Here is a 14,906-nt window from a genome sequence, read left to right as displayed (position 1 = left end):
TCACCACGGCGGCTGGTATCCGGTGGTGATCCGGTCGCCCGGGTGCCGCCACTTCGGCTCGCGGTCCACGGTCTCGCCGGTGATGTCCCGCAGCTTGCGGATCACGGAGCCGTACACACGGCTGGCGGTGCTGGAGAGCTTGCCTCCGGGCGGTTCGTCCATGAACGGCATGAACTTGTCCGGGAATCCCGGCATGGTGCAGGCGATGCAGATGCCGCCGACGTTCGGGCAGCCGCCGATGCCGTTCATCCAGCCGCGCTTGGGGACGTTGCACTTCACGACCGGTCCCCAACAGCCCATCCGGACCAGACACTTGGGCGAGTCGTACGTGTCGGCGAACTGGCCCTGCTCGTAGTAGCCCGCGCGGTCGCAGCCCTCGTGCACCGTCGCGCCGAACAGCCAGGTCGGGCGGAGCCGGTCGTCCAGCGGGATCATCGGCGCCGAGCCCGCGGCCTGGTAGAGCAGATACGTCAGGGTCTCGGCGAAGTTGTCCGGCTGGATGGGGCAGCCGGGCACGCACACGATGGGGATGCCCGCGTGGGACTTCCAGTCCCATCCGAGGTAGTCCGGCACGCCCATCGCGCCGGTCGGGTTGCCGGCCATGGCGTGGATGCCGCCGTACGTGGCACAGGTGCCGATCGCGACGACCGCGAGCGCCTTGGGGGCCAGCCGGTCGATCCACTCGCTGGTGGTGATGGGCTGGCCGGTCTCCGGGTCGGTGCCGAAGCCGCACCAGTAGCCCTCCGGTTTGATCTTCTCGTTCGGGATCGAGCCCTCGATCACCAGCACGAACGGGTCGATCTCGCCCCGCTCCCCCTTGAAGAACCAGTCGATGAACGTGTCGGCTCCCCCGACCGGGCCGCACTCGAAGTCGATCAGCGGCCAGTGGACCGCGATCTTCGGCAGTCCGGGCAGCCCGCCCAGGGCGATCTCCTCGATGCTCGGCTGCATGGCGGCGGTCAGGGCCACCGAGTCGCCGTCACAGCTCAGCCCCGCGTTGATCCAGAGGATGTGGATCGGCTTCTCGTCACCGCCGGCGGCGGCGCCCTGGTGACCGGCCGGGGTCTTCGTGCTCGTGCTCATGCGTCGCCTCCTGCGGAGGGGGGAACGGGGACCGTCCTCATGTCCCCGCGTACGAGTCAACGGTCGGCCGGACCGGCCGTGTCCGCATCCCGGGCGTCGGGCGATCCGGCGGCCGGACCCTCCTTGCGGACGAACGCGCGGCGCAGCACGTGGTACGGCGCGGCGGGGTCGTCGAAGATCGCCCGCATACGGCGGAGCTCCCGCTCCCGGCAGGCCGCGAGGGGGGTGGACGCCTCCCGGGCCTCGTGCTCCCGCCTTCTTCGCCGCCACGCGGCGCGCGACGCTCGGGTGCGTGGCCAGCCGGGCGGCCAAGCGGGTGATCTCGGCGGAGAACTCCCCCGGCGCGCAGTCGACGACCCGGTCGACGAGTCCCGCGATCCGGGCGGCGGACGCCGAGACGGGACGGGCGCCGCGGATGAGGCGCTCCGCCATGGCCGGGCCCACCTTGCGGGGCAGGGTGTGGGTCCAGTACTCGGACCCGTAAAGGCCCATGCGCCGGTAGTGGGGGTTGAGCACGGAGCCCGACCTGCACCACACCTCGTCGGCGGCCAGCGCCAGCATCACCCCGCCGGCCGCGGCGTTGCCGCCGATCGCGCTGACGACGAGCCGGTCGGTCGTCGTGAGAACGGCCTCGACCAGATCGTTCATGGCGTTGATGTTCGCCCAGGACTCGGCGGCCGGGTCGGCGGCCGCCTCGATCACCTGGAGGTGGATGCCGTTGGAGAAGAAGTCGCGCTGTCCGCCGAGGACGAGGACGGAGATGGGGCGGCGGCAGGCGGTCCGGTACGCCCGCAGCAGGCGGCGGCAGTGGTCGGTGCTCATCGCGCCGCCGGGGAAGGAGAAGGACAGCACCCCGACGGCGCCCTGTTCGCGGTAGCGGATGTCGGACCAGGTCCGGCCCGGCGCCCGCGCTGGTGTCGGCGCCGGGCTCGGGGTCGGCGTCGAGGTCGGGGTCGGCGTCCGGCGGGATACGGGCGGCTCGGGGAGTTCCGGCAGCCGGCCCGCGAGGGCGAGGGCCAGGGTGGCGGGCAGTTTGCAGGCCCGCGTCGCGCCGGGGCCGGTGCGGGCGCGCAGTTCGGGGAGCCATACGGCGCCGTCCGCCGTGGCGCGGCAGACCGCGCCGCCGCGGGCCGCCAGCAGTTCACCGGGCCGGCCGCGCAGGCCGTCCTCCGGGTGGCCGCCGTGCAGGAACCAGTCGGCTCCGAGCAGTTCGTCCGGCACACCGGGCTGCGAGTCGGCGGCGCGCAGGGTGCGCAGGACCGTCTCGGTGTCCTCCTCCCAGGAGATGCGGCGCTGCTCCTGGCGGAGGAAGGGGCGGGTGCGCACCGGCCCGGTCTGCGGGCGCGGGCGGGCTCCGGCGGCGAACCGTTCGACGGCGAGGTGGACGGCGGTCATGGCCGCGTCGGACAGCTCGTTGCGGTACAGGTCGCTCTTGCCCACCTCGGTGACGCGGAAGGAGGCCGTCGCCCAGACGTCGCCGGCGTCCATCTCCTCGGCGGCCTGGAGGACGGTCACGCCCCACTCGGTGGCGCCCTCGAGGATCGCCCGCTCCAGGGAGGACGGTCCGCGGTCGCCCACCGGCCCCGGATGGACGATCAGACAGGGGCGGCCGGACCACACGTCGCAGGGCACGACGGTCTTCAGCATGGGGGCGAGGACCAGATCGGGCGCGTGCCGTCCGACGGCGTCCCGTACCGCGGCCCCGTCGGGGGTGATCTCGACGGAGACGGCGTGTCCGCGGTCCCCCAGCTCGGCCCTGGCCCGCTGGGTGAGGGAGTTGTAGCCGCTGGCGATGAGCAGAACGCGCATGGCCGCCCTTCCGGATCGTCGGGGAGGCCCCGCTCCGGACGGCAGGCGGGTGCCGGACACCCCTTGGCGATCGTCGGACATCCCGGGCGGCGCGGACGGCGACGCATCCCCCGGCTCACCCGATCGGGAGGCGATTCCGACCACTTGGCGGCCCGCTCGCCACTCCGCCGGACACGGCGGACACGGTGGGAGCGGCGGACGCGGTGGACGCGGGGCCGCGCGGAGGGCGCTGCGTCAAGGACGCGCGGGGCGCCGGGCGATCCAGGTGCGCGAAGGCGGTGTACGGGCGCTTCGTCTCCGCCCGTACACCGCCTCCCAGGCCGGCTACTTGCTGACCGCGAAGCGCATCAGGGCGTGCTCGTCGCCCTGCTTGAGCTTGCCCGTCTCGTTGATCACTTCGAGCTTCCAGACGCCGCCTATCCGGGTCGCCTTGGCCACGGCGCAGGCGTTGTCCTGGGTCAGCAGGCTGGGCCAGATGTCGGCGACCTGCTGGGAGCTGCCGCCGGTCGCGTCGTAGACCTTGAAGCTGATGTTGCGGGCCTTCTGGAAGGAGCTGCCCTTCTTGTACGCGGCGGCGACGAACACGATCGAGGTGATCGGGGCCGGGACCTTGGCGAACTCGACGGTCACCGTCTCGTCGTCGCCGTCGCCGTGGCCGGTCTGGTTGTCGCCGCTGTGGAGCAGCGAGCCGTTGCCCATCGGGTCGAGCGAGTCGAGCCCGGCGAGCCGGACCGGGTCGCCGCCCTGCATGGCGATGGCGATCAGGTCGAGGTCGGTGCCGGTCTTGCGGCGCAGCCGGCCCAGCACGCCGCCGGAGCTGCCGGCGGTGGGGTCCCAGGAGACACCGATGGACAGATGGGTCACCCCGTCCAGGTCCGCGGGGCCGTCTTCCTTGGTCAGCGTGATCATGCGCGGTCATCCTCAGTCGAAGGGCCAGTCCCCGCAGAGTGTGCCTGACCGCGCGTCCGTTCCCCACGGAGGGGCCCTTTTTGATACGCGATCGGCACCGGTGACAGCGCCGGGCGACGGCCGGGGACCATCGGTGCGGTCCCCTGTCGATTGTCACGCCTGTGGTAATTTGCCGAGGCCAGTCGCACCTTTGTACGTACGAACAACCGTAGGTACACGGGTCAGGGAATCCGGTGGGAGTCCGGAACTGACGCGCAGCGGTAGGGGTGACGGGCGGAGCACGGCCACTGGGCCCGACGGGCCTGGGAAGGCGTTCCGTCCGGACGAACCCGAGTCCGAAGACCTGCTGGCGGCCCCGGCGCCCTGACAGGCGGTCCGGGGAGCACCGTACGACAGGCTTCGCGCATGAGCCGTGGACACAGAAGGTTCTCCCGTGCCCCTCGCACACTCCGCCCGTTTCGCCGTGCCGCTTCTGGCCGGTGCCGTACTCCTCACCGGCTGCGGCGGCGACAAGCCGCCGGCCGCCGCTCCGGCTTCCGCGTCCCCGGCGGCGGGGGCCGCCTCCGGCTATCCGGTGGTGCTCGACAACTGCGGACAGCGGATCACGATCGACCGTCCGCCGAGCCGGGCCGTCGCCCTCGACCAGGGCTCGGCCGAGATCCTGCTGGCGCTCGGGCTCGCCGACCGCATGGTGGGCACGGCCACCTGGACGGACCCGGTACTCAAGGGCCTGGAGAAGGAGAACGCCAAGGTCCCCCGGCTCGCCGAGCGCTACCCCTCCTTCGAGAAGGTGCTGGACACCGAACCCGACTTCGTCAGCGCCTCGTTCCTCTACACCCTGGGCAAGGGCGGCGTGGCGCCCCGCGAGCGGTTCGGCGCCCTCGGCGTGCCCTCGTACCTCTCCCCCTCCGACTGCGTCGGCAAGGACAACAGCGGTGACGGCGACGGGGTGCGGACCCGGCCGCTGACGATGGACGACGTGTACGGCGAGATACGCGACCTGGGCCGGGTGTTCGGGGTGCCGGAGCGCGCCGGGACACTCGTCGGCGAGCTGCGGGACCGGGTCACGAAGGCCACGGCGGGCGCGGACTTCGGCGGCGCCTCCGTCCTGTACTGGTACTCCGACTCGCAGGGGCCGTACATGGCCGGCTGCTGCGGCGCGCCCGGGATCGTCAGCCGGACCCTCGGGGTGCGCAACGTCTTCGACGACACCCATGAGGAATGGCCCCAGATCAACTGGGAGACGGTGGCCGAGCGGGACCCCGACGTCCTGGTGATCGCCGATCTGACCCGCAAGGCGCAGTCCGCCGAGAGCGCCGCGAAGAAGATCGAGTTCCTGGAATCCCACCCCGTCGCCCGGAACATGACGGCGGTACGGAAGAAGCGGTACGTGATCCTCGGCGGCCAGGCGCTGAACCCCACCCTGCGCACCGTCGAGAGCATCGAGAAGGTGGCCGCCGCACTGCGGACGTACGGATTCGCGAAGTGACCCGGTCCCGGCCTCGGTCCAGGCCGTGGTCCCGGTCGCGGTCGCGATCCCGGCTGCTGCCGCCGGCCGCCGCCGGGGCGGCGGGGATCGCGCTGCTGTGCGCGTCGGTCGCCGTCGCCCTCACCATCGGCCCCGCCGACATCCGGGTGGCCGAGGTGCGCTCCGTGGTCACCGCCCACCTGTCGGGCGGCTCCTCGGGGCTCACCCCGATCCGGGACGGCATCATCTGGAACCTGCGGCTGCCCCGGACCCTGCTCGCGGCCGTGTGCGGCGCCGGACTCGCGGTGTGCGGCGCGGTGCTGCAGTCGCTGCTGCGCAATCCGCTCGCCGATCCGTTCGTCCTGGGCGTCTCCTCGGGCGCGTCGACCGGGGCGGTCGCGGTCGTGGTGCTCGGCCTCGGCGGGGGCGCGCTGTCCGTCACCGGGGGCGCGTTCCTCGGCGCGGTCTGCTCGTTCGCGCTGGTCGTGTCACTCGGCCGGATCCTCGGCGACGGGACGGACCGGGTCGTGCTCGCCGGGGTCGCCGTGATGCAGCTGTTCTCCGCGCTCACCTCGTTCGTGGTGATGACCGCCGCCGACGCGGAGACCACCCGCGGAGTGCTGTTCTGGCTGCTCGGCTCGCTCGCCGGCGCCGACTGGACCGATGCGAGTGTCGGCTGCGCGGCGCTGGTGGCGGCCCTGCTGGTGTGCGGCGGATCCGTACGGACGCTGGACGCCCTCGCGTTCGGCGAGGACGCCGCCACGTCGCTCGGGGTCCAGGTGGCCCGGACCCGGATGATCCTGCTGTCGGTGACCGCACTGCTCACCGCCGTGCTGGTCTCCTCGGCGGGGGCGATCGGCTTCGTGGGTCTGGTCCTGCCGCACGCGGTCCGGGCGCTGACCGGTCCCGGACACGCCCGGCTGCTGCCGCTGACGGCGGTGGCCGGGGCCGTCTTCCTGGTCTGGGCCGACACCGTGGCCCGTACCGTCCTCGACCCGCAGGAGGTACCGGTCGGCGTGGTGACCTCGCTGATCGGGGTGCCGGTCTTCGTACTCGTGCTGTCCCGTACGCACGCGCGAGGCGGGCGGTGAGCGGGGTGAGCGGACAGGCGGCGGCCGGGCGGGGCGGGCTGCGGGCCGACCGGGTCGCGCGCGCGGCGGGCGGCGTCCTCGTCGTCGACGGGGTGAGCATCGCGGCACGTCCGGGCACGGTCACCGGCCTGCTCGGCCCGAACGGCTCGGGCAAGTCCACCCTGCTGCGGCTGCTCGCCGGGATCCTCGCCCCGGACACGGGGGTCGTCACGCTCGACGGCGATCCCCTGGGCGGTCTGTCCCGGCGCGCCGTCGCCAGACGCCTGGCCACGGTCGAGCAGCACGCCGACACCCAGGTCGATCTGACGGTGGCCGAGGTGGTACGGCTCGGCCGGATCCCGCACCGCCGGACGTGGGCGCCGCTCTCGGCGGCCGACGAGGCGGCGGTGCGCTCTGCGCTGGCCCGCACCGGACTCGCCGACCGGGCGGACCGGACCTGGCGCACCCTCTCCGGCGGCGAGCGGCAGCGGGTCCAGATCGCCCGCGCGCTCGCCCAGGAACCGCGCGAGCTGCTGCTCGACGAGCCCACCAACCATCTGGACGTACGCCACCAACTGGACCTGCTGGAACTGGTCTCGGAGCCGGGCCCGGACCTGACCACCGTCGTCGCGCTGCACGATCTGAACCTGGCGGCGATGTACTGCGATCACCTCGTGGTGCTGCGGACGGGGCGGGTGGTGGCGGCCGGCCCGGCGGCGGAGGTCCTCACCGAGGAGCTCATCGCCTCGGTGTACGGGGTCCGGGCCGAGGTCACCCGTCCCGGACCCGGTGGCCGGCCCCATGTCCGTTTTCTCGGTACGACGGCCGACCGGGGCGTATGACGTAACGGGGCGTGGGATGTGCGGGGCGTGTGGCGTACGGGGCGCGCGCCCGGCCGGCGACGGGCGGGCATCGGTCACGGGCCGCGCGTCGGTCGCCGGCCCTGGCGGACCGCCCGGTCAGACCGTGGCGGAGGTGCGTTGCCGGTGGACACGCGCGTTCCGCCCGCCGCGCGGACCGGCACCGGGGGTCCGGGCGGCGGGCCCGGTTCCGGTTCCGGTTCCGGTTCCGGTTCCGGTTCCGGGCCGTGCTGCGGGAGCGTTGCCCGGTGCGGCGGCCCGCCCGGGCCGCCGGCCGCCGCCGTCGTCGTCGTCGCCGGAGGCACCGAGGGACATGAGGAGTTCCCGGGTGCGCAACCCCAGGTGCAGGGTGATGCGGTCCGCCCCGTTGTCCAGGTCGAGCCCGGTGATCTCCTGGATCTGCCGCAGCCGGTAGTACAGCGAGGTGCGGTGGATCCGCAGCGCCTCGGCGGTCCTGGGTACCGATCCGGCTTGATCGAGGAAGCACCGCAGGGTCTCCTCCAGCCTCGGCCCGCAACCGGACTCCAGCAGCGCGCGCAGCGGTCCGGGGAGCAACGACTCGTTCAGGGCCCGGTCCGGCAGGTGCAGGAGCACGGCGAGCTCGCCGAGTCCCTCCCAGGACCCGACGCCCTTGAGCGAGGGCATCCGGCGGGCGGCGCGCACCGCGACGAGCGCCTGCTCATGGGAGGTCCACGCGCCGGCGAGACCCGTCTGGTGACCGCCGGTGCCGACGACGGGTGCGGCCGACGCGTCGGGGCATGTGCCGAGACCTTCCAGGATGCGCCGGGACTGCGCCTGGAGCTGCTCGGGCGTCAGCGGCCGGTCGGCCAGCTGGAGCAGGACGGCCCGGTCCGGCAGGACCGCGAAGACGCCGTGCGCCGACCGGGTGCGGCGGCCGTCCTCCACCACCCCGCGCAGAACGTCCGTCACCTGGCCCGGGGACACCTGGGCGCCGGCCAGCTGCACCACGCCGACCACCGCGTGGGGCGCGTCCGGGAGCCGTATGTCGTCCACCAGCCGACGGCGGGCCTCGGCGCGCGCCGCCGGGTCCGGCCCCAGCAGCGCCAGGAGCAGTTCCTGCTCCCCTCTCTTCTCCGCGTGGGCCGGGACCTGCTCGGCGTACACCCGGCCGGCGATGGCCGGGGTCGCACGGGCGACGGCGTCGATCGCCTCCGGATCCAGCCGTGCGTCCGGTACGACGATCGTCAGCAGGCCGAGGAAATGGCCGCGTTCGCGCAGCGGCACGCAGTAGCGGGTGAGCAGCCCGAGATCGTCCCGTCCCGCGACGAAACCCGGCCGGGACCACTGGGCGACGCCCTGGTCGAGGACGTACCGGGCGACCTCGTGGCTGGCCCGTCCCTGCAACAGGCTGTACACGCGTGCCGGGTCGGCGTCGCCGAAGTGCCGGCTCGAACAGATACGTCTGATCCGGGGGTCGGCCAGGGCCACGGACCGGCCGAGCGACTCCGCGAGCTCGTCGATCAGTTCCTGGAGTACGGCACTGCCGACGGGGGCTCGCCGCAACGTCTCGGCCATGGCAGTCCTCATTCGTGGTCGTCTCTCCGCGACGCCGGGACCGGTAAGCCGGGGTGCGGCGCGCGATGTCCGCGCCTCGTTCCCGTACCGCGTCGTTCCGGTCCCGTACGTCCTTGAGACACCGTGACACCGCCGTGTTGCCCCTCCCTGCGGAACTCTTGTCCGTGCCCGCAGAAAACGCCGGATGCTCGCCCTGGCGTTCGCGCGGCTGTCGCGCTCGCCGCGCGATCGTCCGGCCGGTCCAGGGTGCCCACGCCGGCAGGGGCGTGGCTTCAGCAGATCCAGGGACCCGGGAGTCCTTCGCGGACGGTCGCGAGATCGGAGGTCTACGCCCCCGCGCGTGGATCCAGGACCGGCCCCGAAGGCCGTCGCGGCGGATCACTCGTGCGGTTCCGCGAGGGCGAGGGGGCCCTGCCGTCGCCACTCGCCCGGGGACATGCCGTAGGCGGCCTGGAAACGGCGGCTGAAGTGGCTCGGTGTGCTGAATCCGCACCGGGCGGAGACCGCGGCGATGGTCAGGCGGGCGTGCCGGGCCGAGGTCAGCATCCGCCGGGCCTTCGTGAGCCGTTCCGTGATGAGCCACTGTTCCAGGCTGATCCCCGCCTCGCTGAGCAGCGTGTAGAGCCGGCGGACCGAGACGGCGTGCACCGCCGCGATCCGCTCCGGCGTCAGGTCGCGGTCCGCGAGGTGGGCCCGGGCGTAGGCCGTGATCCGGGTGAGCAGGGTCTCGTCCATCGTCGACCTGACCTCGGCCGTCCGCTCGGTGTGCGCGGCGGAGAGGAGCAACGCGCGCACGAGCTCCGTCGTGGCCGAGGCCAGGGCCTCGGAACCGGGATCGTTCTCCAGCCGGCCCGGGTCGCGCCAGACTCCCCGCAGATGTTCCAGCACCAGCCCGTAGAGCGGACTGGCCCGCAGGCGCAGGGAGGCCCGCACCACGGTGTCCACCGGCACACCGAGGCGGTGGGTGTCGAACATGATGGCTTGGGACGCCGCGTCGCCGGACCAGCCGTACACCCGGGGCGACAGCTCGTGGAAGACGCAGATGTCGTCGGCCCCCAGGAATTCCCGCCGGTCCGCGACTTCGGCCCGGTGGACGCCCTCGGGCTGTAGCGAGACCGAGACGATCGGGTGGTCCCGGTGGTGGCGCACATGGCGGGCCGTACGCCGTACCTGGAATCCCGAGTTACGGGTGGCGAAGAGGTCCAGCCCGCCGACACGCCACATTTCCATCCGCGCGTGGATGCCGCCCTCCGGCTCCTCGTGGGAAATGTCGTTGGGCACCAAGGAATCCGTCAGCGCGTGGCGAAATGCCTCCACCCGCTCTCGGGGCGGCACGGTATTGAGGTCGAGCAGCAGCACAACAGACTCCCGGAAAGATCACCTTCGACCATTCTGCCGTATCGACGGGTCCGGCAATTCTTGTCCGAGCGTGCACAGAATTCCCCTCAAGGGCCTTGGACGGGAAAGGATTCGCTACCCTTGACATGCCGTCACACGGAGCCATCCGCACGGCCCGAAGCACGGTGGAAGTGGACCCGCCCAGGTCTCACGCCCGGACCGGCCACGCGCACGGCGTCTCCCGGAACACCCTCGGGCGAGACGCTTGTCCGTCGACAATCCGCGGTGCCGTCATCACTTCCGCATTCCCCGTAGGATTCACGGGGCAGGCGGCCATTCCGCGCGGCGCACGCGAGAATACTTCGGACAACAGGCTCCGAAACCCGTCCGCTTCGCACCACTTCCGTGACCTATTACGGAAACACCGGCCTCGTATCGCGGACTTCGCCACCTGTTTCCGCGCACCCCGGTCGCCGATCCCCCCGGAAGTCGGGAGCCCGGCCGCGCGCCTCCATCGGCGCAGCCGATGCGGGTGTTCAGCAGGTTCCATGGCGCGGATCTTGCCGGGGCGGCGGCCCGCCCCGAGGCTGAGGGAGTTGTCCCAGTCAGTCAGTCGTGGAGGAATGCGCCGTGCAGGACGCGGATGTCGACGAGCGGTTCATGGTCGTGGTGAACGACGAGGAGCAGTACTCCCTGTGGGCGGAGGGACGCGCGCTGCCCGCCGGGTGGCGGGGGGACGGATTCACCGGCACCCGGGCCGAGTGCCTCGCGCACATCGAGGAGGTCTGGACGGACCAGCGGCCGCTGAGCGTGCGGCGGGGCGCCGCCGCCTGACGACGGCGGGTCCCTTCGGCCTCACGGATCACACGGCCTCACGGATCACACGGCGCCACGGACCGCTCTGTGACGCTGATCGCTCGACGTCTCCGATCGATCAGCGTCGTGGATCACTCGACGTTACAGATCGCTCGGCAGCCAGCCGCGCTGGACCGCCCGCACGCCCGCCTCGAAGCGGCTGCGGGCGCCGAGGCGTTCCATGAGGAGGGTCGCGATGCGCCGGGCGGTCCGGTGGGACAGCCCCATGCGCTTGGCGATGCCCTCGTCCGTGTGCCCCTCCGCGAGGAGCCGCAGCGCCGCAGCCTCCTGACGGTCCAGCCGGTCGCCGTCGTCGGCCCGGCGCGCGGGATCCCCCAGCGGCCGGGCGGTCTCCCAGACCATCTCGAAGAGGCTGCACAGGGCGGTCAGCGGGCCCCGGCCGGTCAGGACGACGGCCCCCGCGCTGGAGTCGTCGCCGTCCACCGGGATCACCGCGGCCTCGCGGTCCACCAGGGTCATCCGCATCGGCAGGGTGGCGACCGTGCGGACCTGGCCGCCGAGCCCGGTGAGTTCGCGGGCGTGCGCGACGGTCGCCGGATCGTTGCGGACACTGTCGAGGTAGACGGTCCGCATGGCCACGCCCCGGCCGAGAAGGCGCTCGTTGAGCGGCCGGGCGGCCTGCCGGTTGGCCTCGGTCTGCGCCCCGCCGGGCGCGAAGACCATCACCTCCTCGCGTACACGGTCGGTCAGTACCGCGAGCTTGGCCCGGGTCTGCGCCACGTCGGGCAGGTGCTCCACGGTGACCGGGGTCGTACGGGCGGACAGTTCGGCGTACTCGGAGGCGAGCCGCGCGGCGGTGACCCGGGCGGCGGCGACCCGTCTGCGGTGTTCCTCCAGTTCCGTCTGGGCCCGGGTGACCAGATGGTCGAGGCCGAGTGCCGGGCTCACCGGCTCGGGCCGGCCCACCGGGCGACCCAGACCGTTCGGACCACTCGGGTCGTTTGGGCCGTTCGGGCCGTTCGGGCCGGCGTCCGCGGCGGGGCTCTGGACCAGGGAGAGTTCGGCGAGCCGCTCCCAGGCCAGGTACACGGCCTCCTCCGTGGTTCCGAGCCGCCGGGCGATGTCCGCGGCCCCGTCCCCGGGTTCCGCGAGCATGGCCCGGTAGACGGCCTCCGTGCCTGTGTCGAGTCCCAGCGCTTCCAGCATGAGGCCCCCGTTCCTCGTCGTGCACCGCTCCGGCACGGGCCCGCGGGCTCCGCGCCGAGCGGTCCGTGCTCCCCGCTCATGGCCGTTTTCGGCCAAGGCCCAAAGGGTCCAGCTGATCTTCCTTCCCCCTCGGCGCCCGTCCGGTGATGCTAATGCGCGGCGGACACCCCACCAAGGCACCGGTGCTTCCGCCGCTCATCCGAACCCGTACCGGAAGGACGTCCCTTCATGCTCCGCACCCGCATCGTCACGGCCGCCACCGCGACCGCCCTGGTCACCGCCGTCTTCCTCGGCTCCGCCGTCGCCGCCTCGGCCGCGCCCCGAACCGGCACGCAGTCCCCGGCCGCCACCGCGCAGCGGCCCGCGATCACCCCGGCGGGCGGCGACGGCGTCCACGAGGACATGGGATGGCAGTGACACGCTGACGCTCGTGTCCACCAGTGCCGAGGGGGAGGCCCGTTGGATCTCAGACAGCTCACCACGTTCCATCGCGTCGCGACGCTGCTCAGCTTCACCAAGGCGGCGGCCGACCTGAACTACGCACAGTCGAGCGTGACCGCCCAGGTCAAGAGCCTGGAAGTGGCCCTCGGCGTGGAACTCTTCGAACGCCTGCGGGGCAGGATCCGGCTCACCCCGGCGGGCGAGCGGCTGCTTCCGTACGCGGAACGCATCCTGTCCCTCGTCGACGAGGCCCGGGACAAGACGACCGGCCGGGCCGAGCCCGCCGGACTGCTCACGATCGGCACGAGCGAGAGCCTCACCTCGTACCGGATGCCACCCGTCCTGGAGTTCCTCCACCACCGATATCCGCGGCTGCGGATCTCGCCGCGGACCGGCTCCGCCGACCGCACCCGCGACGCGCTGCGGCAGGGCGCCCTGGACATGGGCTTCTTCATGGACGCGCGCACCGAGCACGCGGGGCTGAGCACCGAGACCCTGTGGTCCGAGCCGCTGGTCGCGGTCGCCGCGCCGGGGCACCGGCTCGCCGGGCTGCCCGGTCTGGCCTCGGGGGATCTGGCGGCCGTACCGCTTCTCGTACCCGAGGCGGGGGACTGCTGCCGGGAGCTGCTGGAGGCGGAACTGGCCGTCGGCGCGGCTGCGGGACCGGAACCGGGATCAGGGTCGGGATCGGAATCGGAATCGGAATCTGGGCCTGGGCCTGGGCCTGGGCCTGGGCCTGGGCCGGAGCTGCTGGAGTTCGGCACCGTCGAGTCCGTGAAGCGCGGGGTGGCCGCCGGGCTCGGGGTGAGTGTGCTCCCCCGGGTCGCCGTGGCCGACGCGCTCGCGACGGGCAACCTGGTGGTGCTCGACTGGCGGCCCCCGTTCGAGCTGCACACCCAGATCGCCTGGCGGCACGGCCGGCAGGTCACTCGCGAGATGCGGGCGTTCATCGACCAGATCGTGCGCTTCGCCGCGCAGGACGGACCGGACGGGGCGTACGCGCAGGGCGGGGCATACGGGCAGGAGCGGACGTACGGACAGGGCACGACCAGGGCGCCCGCACCGCCGGTGGTGTCCGAGGTGTCCGACGCGCCGGACGGGTTCGGCGTACGGACCGGTCGCTCCGGACTTCAGCTCGTGGGCTGAGGCTGACGTCCGGCGCCGACAGGCGGCGGGGCCGGGTCCGTGCCCGGGACGCGGGTCCGGACCCGCGTCCCGGTACTCGGCGGGATCAGAGCGTGCCGCGTGCCGCGAGTTCGCCGAGGACCTGGAACGCGCCCAGCGCCGCGCCGCTCCTGAGGTTGTCGGCGACCAGCCACAGCCAGAAGCCCGTCGGGCCGTTCGGACCGGCCGGCGAGAGGCGGATCCGGCTCACGTGCACCCGGTCGGGATCGTCCAGCGTGGCGGGGGTCGGCATGGCGGGGGTCAGCGTGGCGTGGCCGGCCCCGTCGTGCACGGTGACGCCGGGTGCCGAGCGCAGCGCGGCGATCAGTGCGCCCCGGTCCACGGCGAGCGCGCAGTCCACCCACACCGCCGCGCACTGACCGTGCGCCACGGGCACCCGGACGCAGGTGGCGGTCAGGTCGAGCCCCGGCAGGCCGAGGACGCGGCGGGTCTCCTCCAGGAGTCCGCGCTCCTGCTCGGTGAAGCCGTCCTCCGGGGGGCCGGCCCACGTACCGCCTGCCGCACGGCCCGGCTCGGCACCGGCCCACGTGCCGCTCTGCACGTCGAAGGCGAGCGGCGGCGAGAACACCTCGGCGGGCAGTGGGGCCTCCGGGTCCTGGAGCCGGATCCGGGTGCCCTCCTGGAGCTCCTCGACGCCCGCGTGCCCGGCCTCGGAGGCGGGCTGATAGGTGCTCACCACGACCTTGCGGACGGTCCAGCGGCGGACGATCGGCGCGAGCACCCGGGCCAGGGCGGTGGCGCCCGCTCCGGGAAGGGCGACGAGTCCTACCGCCGGGCGGCGGTCGAGCAGGGCGCCGTTGATCCCCGGGACGACCAGCGGAACGTCCTCCGTGAGCCGGAAGGCACTGCTGCCGTCGACGACCAGGGTCCCGGCGGCCGCGGCGAGCGGCGCCCAGCGGCGGCTGACCTCGGCGCCCGCGAAGAAGAAGGCCACGTCGGCCCGGCGGAAGTCGAATCCGGCGAGGTCCCGTACCGGACGGTCGAGCCCGCCGGCCCGGATCTCGCGGCCCGCCGACCGCACGGAGGCGATCAGATGGAGTGCGCGGTAGGGCGACCCGTGGTCCTCCAGGATGTCCAGGAGGGTGCCGCCGACCGCGCCGGTCGCGCCGACGAGGGCGATCCGCGGGGCGAGAGAGGTGTCGGCCGTCGTCATGGCGTCGCCGATCCGACGGCGCCGATGGCTCT

General features: G+C 73.2%; 12 protein-coding genes, 1 pseudogene and 1 riboswitch. Of the genes and pseudogenes, 6 read left to right on the top strand and 7 right to left on the bottom strand.

The annotated features are described in order from the left end of the window. The 3 genes and pseudogenes from ABZ990_RS01735 to ABZ990_RS01725 all read right to left on the bottom strand — a co-directional run bounded on the left by ABZ990_RS01735 (position 1) and on the right by ABZ990_RS01725 (position 3,801). Positions 1 to 1,083, bottom strand: a complete 1,083-nt coding sequence (locus ABZ990_RS01735) for a hydrogenase expression protein HypE (RefSeq protein ID WP_361223579.1) — start codon at positions 1,081 to 1,083, stop codon at positions 1 to 3. Positions 1,084 to 1,139: 56 nt separating this feature from the next. After that, a pseudogene (locus ABZ990_RS01730) lies at positions 1,140 to 2,892 on the bottom strand (enoyl-CoA hydratase-related protein). Between the two features lie 324 nt (positions 2,893 to 3,216). Next, positions 3,217 to 3,801, bottom strand: a complete 585-nt coding sequence (locus ABZ990_RS01725) for a TerD family protein (RefSeq protein WP_361223576.1) — start codon at positions 3,799 to 3,801, stop codon at positions 3,217 to 3,219. A 193-nt stretch (positions 3,802 to 3,994) separates the two neighbouring features. After that, a riboswitch (cobalamin riboswitch) is annotated at positions 3,995 to 4,167 on the top strand. 67 nt (positions 4,168 to 4,234) lie between these two features. Between ABZ990_RS01725 and ABZ990_RS01720 the strand changes: the two genes are divergently transcribed. From ABZ990_RS01720 to ABZ990_RS01710, 3 genes are read left to right on the top strand one after another with little or no spacing between them, the layout of a single operon-like run. Beyond that, positions 4,235 to 5,290, top strand: a complete 1,056-nt coding sequence (locus ABZ990_RS01720) for an ABC transporter substrate-binding protein (protein ID WP_361223573.1) — start codon at positions 4,235 to 4,237, stop codon at positions 5,288 to 5,290. Between the two features lie 53 nt (positions 5,291 to 5,343). Beyond that, the gene (locus tag ABZ990_RS01715) at positions 5,344 to 6,360 is read left to right on the top strand and encodes an iron chelate uptake ABC transporter family permease subunit (protein ID WP_361223699.1); all 1,017 of its coding nucleotides are present in this window, start codon (positions 5,344 to 5,346) and stop codon (positions 6,358 to 6,360) included. A 5-nt stretch (positions 6,361 to 6,365) separates the two neighbouring features. Further along, entirely contained in the window at positions 6,366 to 7,181 is an 816-nt protein-coding gene (locus ABZ990_RS01710; protein WP_361223570.1) for an ABC transporter ATP-binding protein, read from the top strand. 117 nt (positions 7,182 to 7,298) lie between these two features. Here the strand turns inward: ABZ990_RS01710 and ABZ990_RS01705 are convergent, their stop codons facing one another. Beyond that, positions 7,299 to 8,735 (bottom strand): helix-turn-helix domain-containing protein, encoded by a 1,437-nt coding sequence (locus ABZ990_RS01705; RefSeq protein ID WP_361223567.1) that lies wholly within the window; start codon positions 8,733 to 8,735, stop codon positions 7,299 to 7,301. A gap of 378 nt (positions 8,736 to 9,113) precedes the next feature. Further along, complete coding sequence (locus ABZ990_RS01700) at positions 9,114 to 10,052, bottom strand: AraC family transcriptional regulator (protein WP_361223697.1); 939 nt, start codon at positions 10,050 to 10,052, stop codon at positions 9,114 to 9,116. 651 nt (positions 10,053 to 10,703) lie between these two features. Between ABZ990_RS01700 and ABZ990_RS01695 the strand changes: the two genes are divergently transcribed. Beyond that, positions 10,704 to 10,907 (top strand): MbtH family NRPS accessory protein, encoded by a 204-nt coding sequence (locus tag ABZ990_RS01695; protein WP_361223565.1) that lies wholly within the window; start codon positions 10,704 to 10,706, stop codon positions 10,905 to 10,907. Positions 10,908 to 11,030: 123 nt separating this feature from the next. Here ABZ990_RS01695 and ABZ990_RS01690 read toward each other — a convergent pair whose 3' ends face one another. Next, complete coding sequence (locus ABZ990_RS01690) at positions 11,031 to 12,095, bottom strand: helix-turn-helix transcriptional regulator (protein ID WP_361223562.1); 1,065 nt, start codon at positions 12,093 to 12,095, stop codon at positions 11,031 to 11,033. 228 nt (positions 12,096 to 12,323) lie between these two features. Here ABZ990_RS01690 and ABZ990_RS01685 point away from each other — a divergent pair, with 228 nt between their 5' ends. Together ABZ990_RS01685 and ABZ990_RS01680 are read left to right on the top strand one after the other, a co-directional pair. After that, positions 12,324 to 12,512 carry a hypothetical protein gene (locus ABZ990_RS01685; RefSeq protein ID WP_361223559.1) on the top strand — a complete coding sequence of 63 codons (189 nt, stop codon included), beginning with the start codon at positions 12,324 to 12,326 and terminating at the stop codon, positions 12,510 to 12,512. A gap of 42 nt (positions 12,513 to 12,554) precedes the next feature. Then, positions 12,555 to 13,682: a LysR family transcriptional regulator gene (locus ABZ990_RS01680; protein ID WP_361223557.1), complete on the top strand. Its 1,128-nt coding sequence runs from the start codon at positions 12,555 to 12,557 to the stop codon at positions 13,680 to 13,682. Between the two features lie 85 nt (positions 13,683 to 13,767). Here the strand turns inward: ABZ990_RS01680 and ABZ990_RS01675 are convergent, their stop codons facing one another. Further along, positions 13,768 to 14,874 (bottom strand): aspartate-semialdehyde dehydrogenase, encoded by a 1,107-nt coding sequence (locus ABZ990_RS01675; protein ID WP_361223554.1) that lies wholly within the window; start codon positions 14,872 to 14,874, stop codon positions 13,768 to 13,770. Between the last annotated feature and the right edge of the window lie 32 nt (positions 14,875 to 14,906).

Origin of the sequence: Streptomyces sp. NPDC046203, assembly GCF_040646255.1 — a bacterium.
Classification (GTDB): Bacteria; Actinomycetota; Actinomycetes; order Streptomycetales; family Streptomycetaceae; genus Streptomyces.
Note: the sequence above shows the minus strand (reverse complement) of the source record. Positions and strands in the feature narration are given on the sequence as shown.

Bases quoted from the DNA above. Each gene is read 5' to 3' on its own strand.
- ABZ990_RS01705 (WP_361223567.1), bottom strand. From the start codon at position 8,735: ATGGCCGAGACGTTGCGGCGAGCCCCCGTCGGCAGTGCCGTACTCCAG.
- ABZ990_RS01735 (WP_361223579.1), bottom strand. From the start codon at position 1,083: ATGAGCACGAGCACGAAGACCCCGGCCGGTCACCAGGGCGCCGCCGCC.
- ABZ990_RS01725 (WP_361223576.1), bottom strand. From the start codon at position 3,801: ATGATCACGCTGACCAAGGAAGACGGCCCCGCGGACCTGGACGGGGTG.
- ABZ990_RS01685 (WP_361223559.1), top strand. From the start codon at position 12,324: ATGCTCCGCACCCGCATCGTCACGGCCGCCACCGCGACCGCCCTGGTC.
- ABZ990_RS01675 (WP_361223554.1), bottom strand. From the start codon at position 14,874: ATGACGACGGCCGACACCTCTCTCGCCCCGCGGATCGCCCTCGTCGGC.
- ABZ990_RS01690 (WP_361223562.1), bottom strand. From the start codon at position 12,095: ATGCTGGAAGCGCTGGGACTCGACACAGGCACGGAGGCCGTCTACCGG.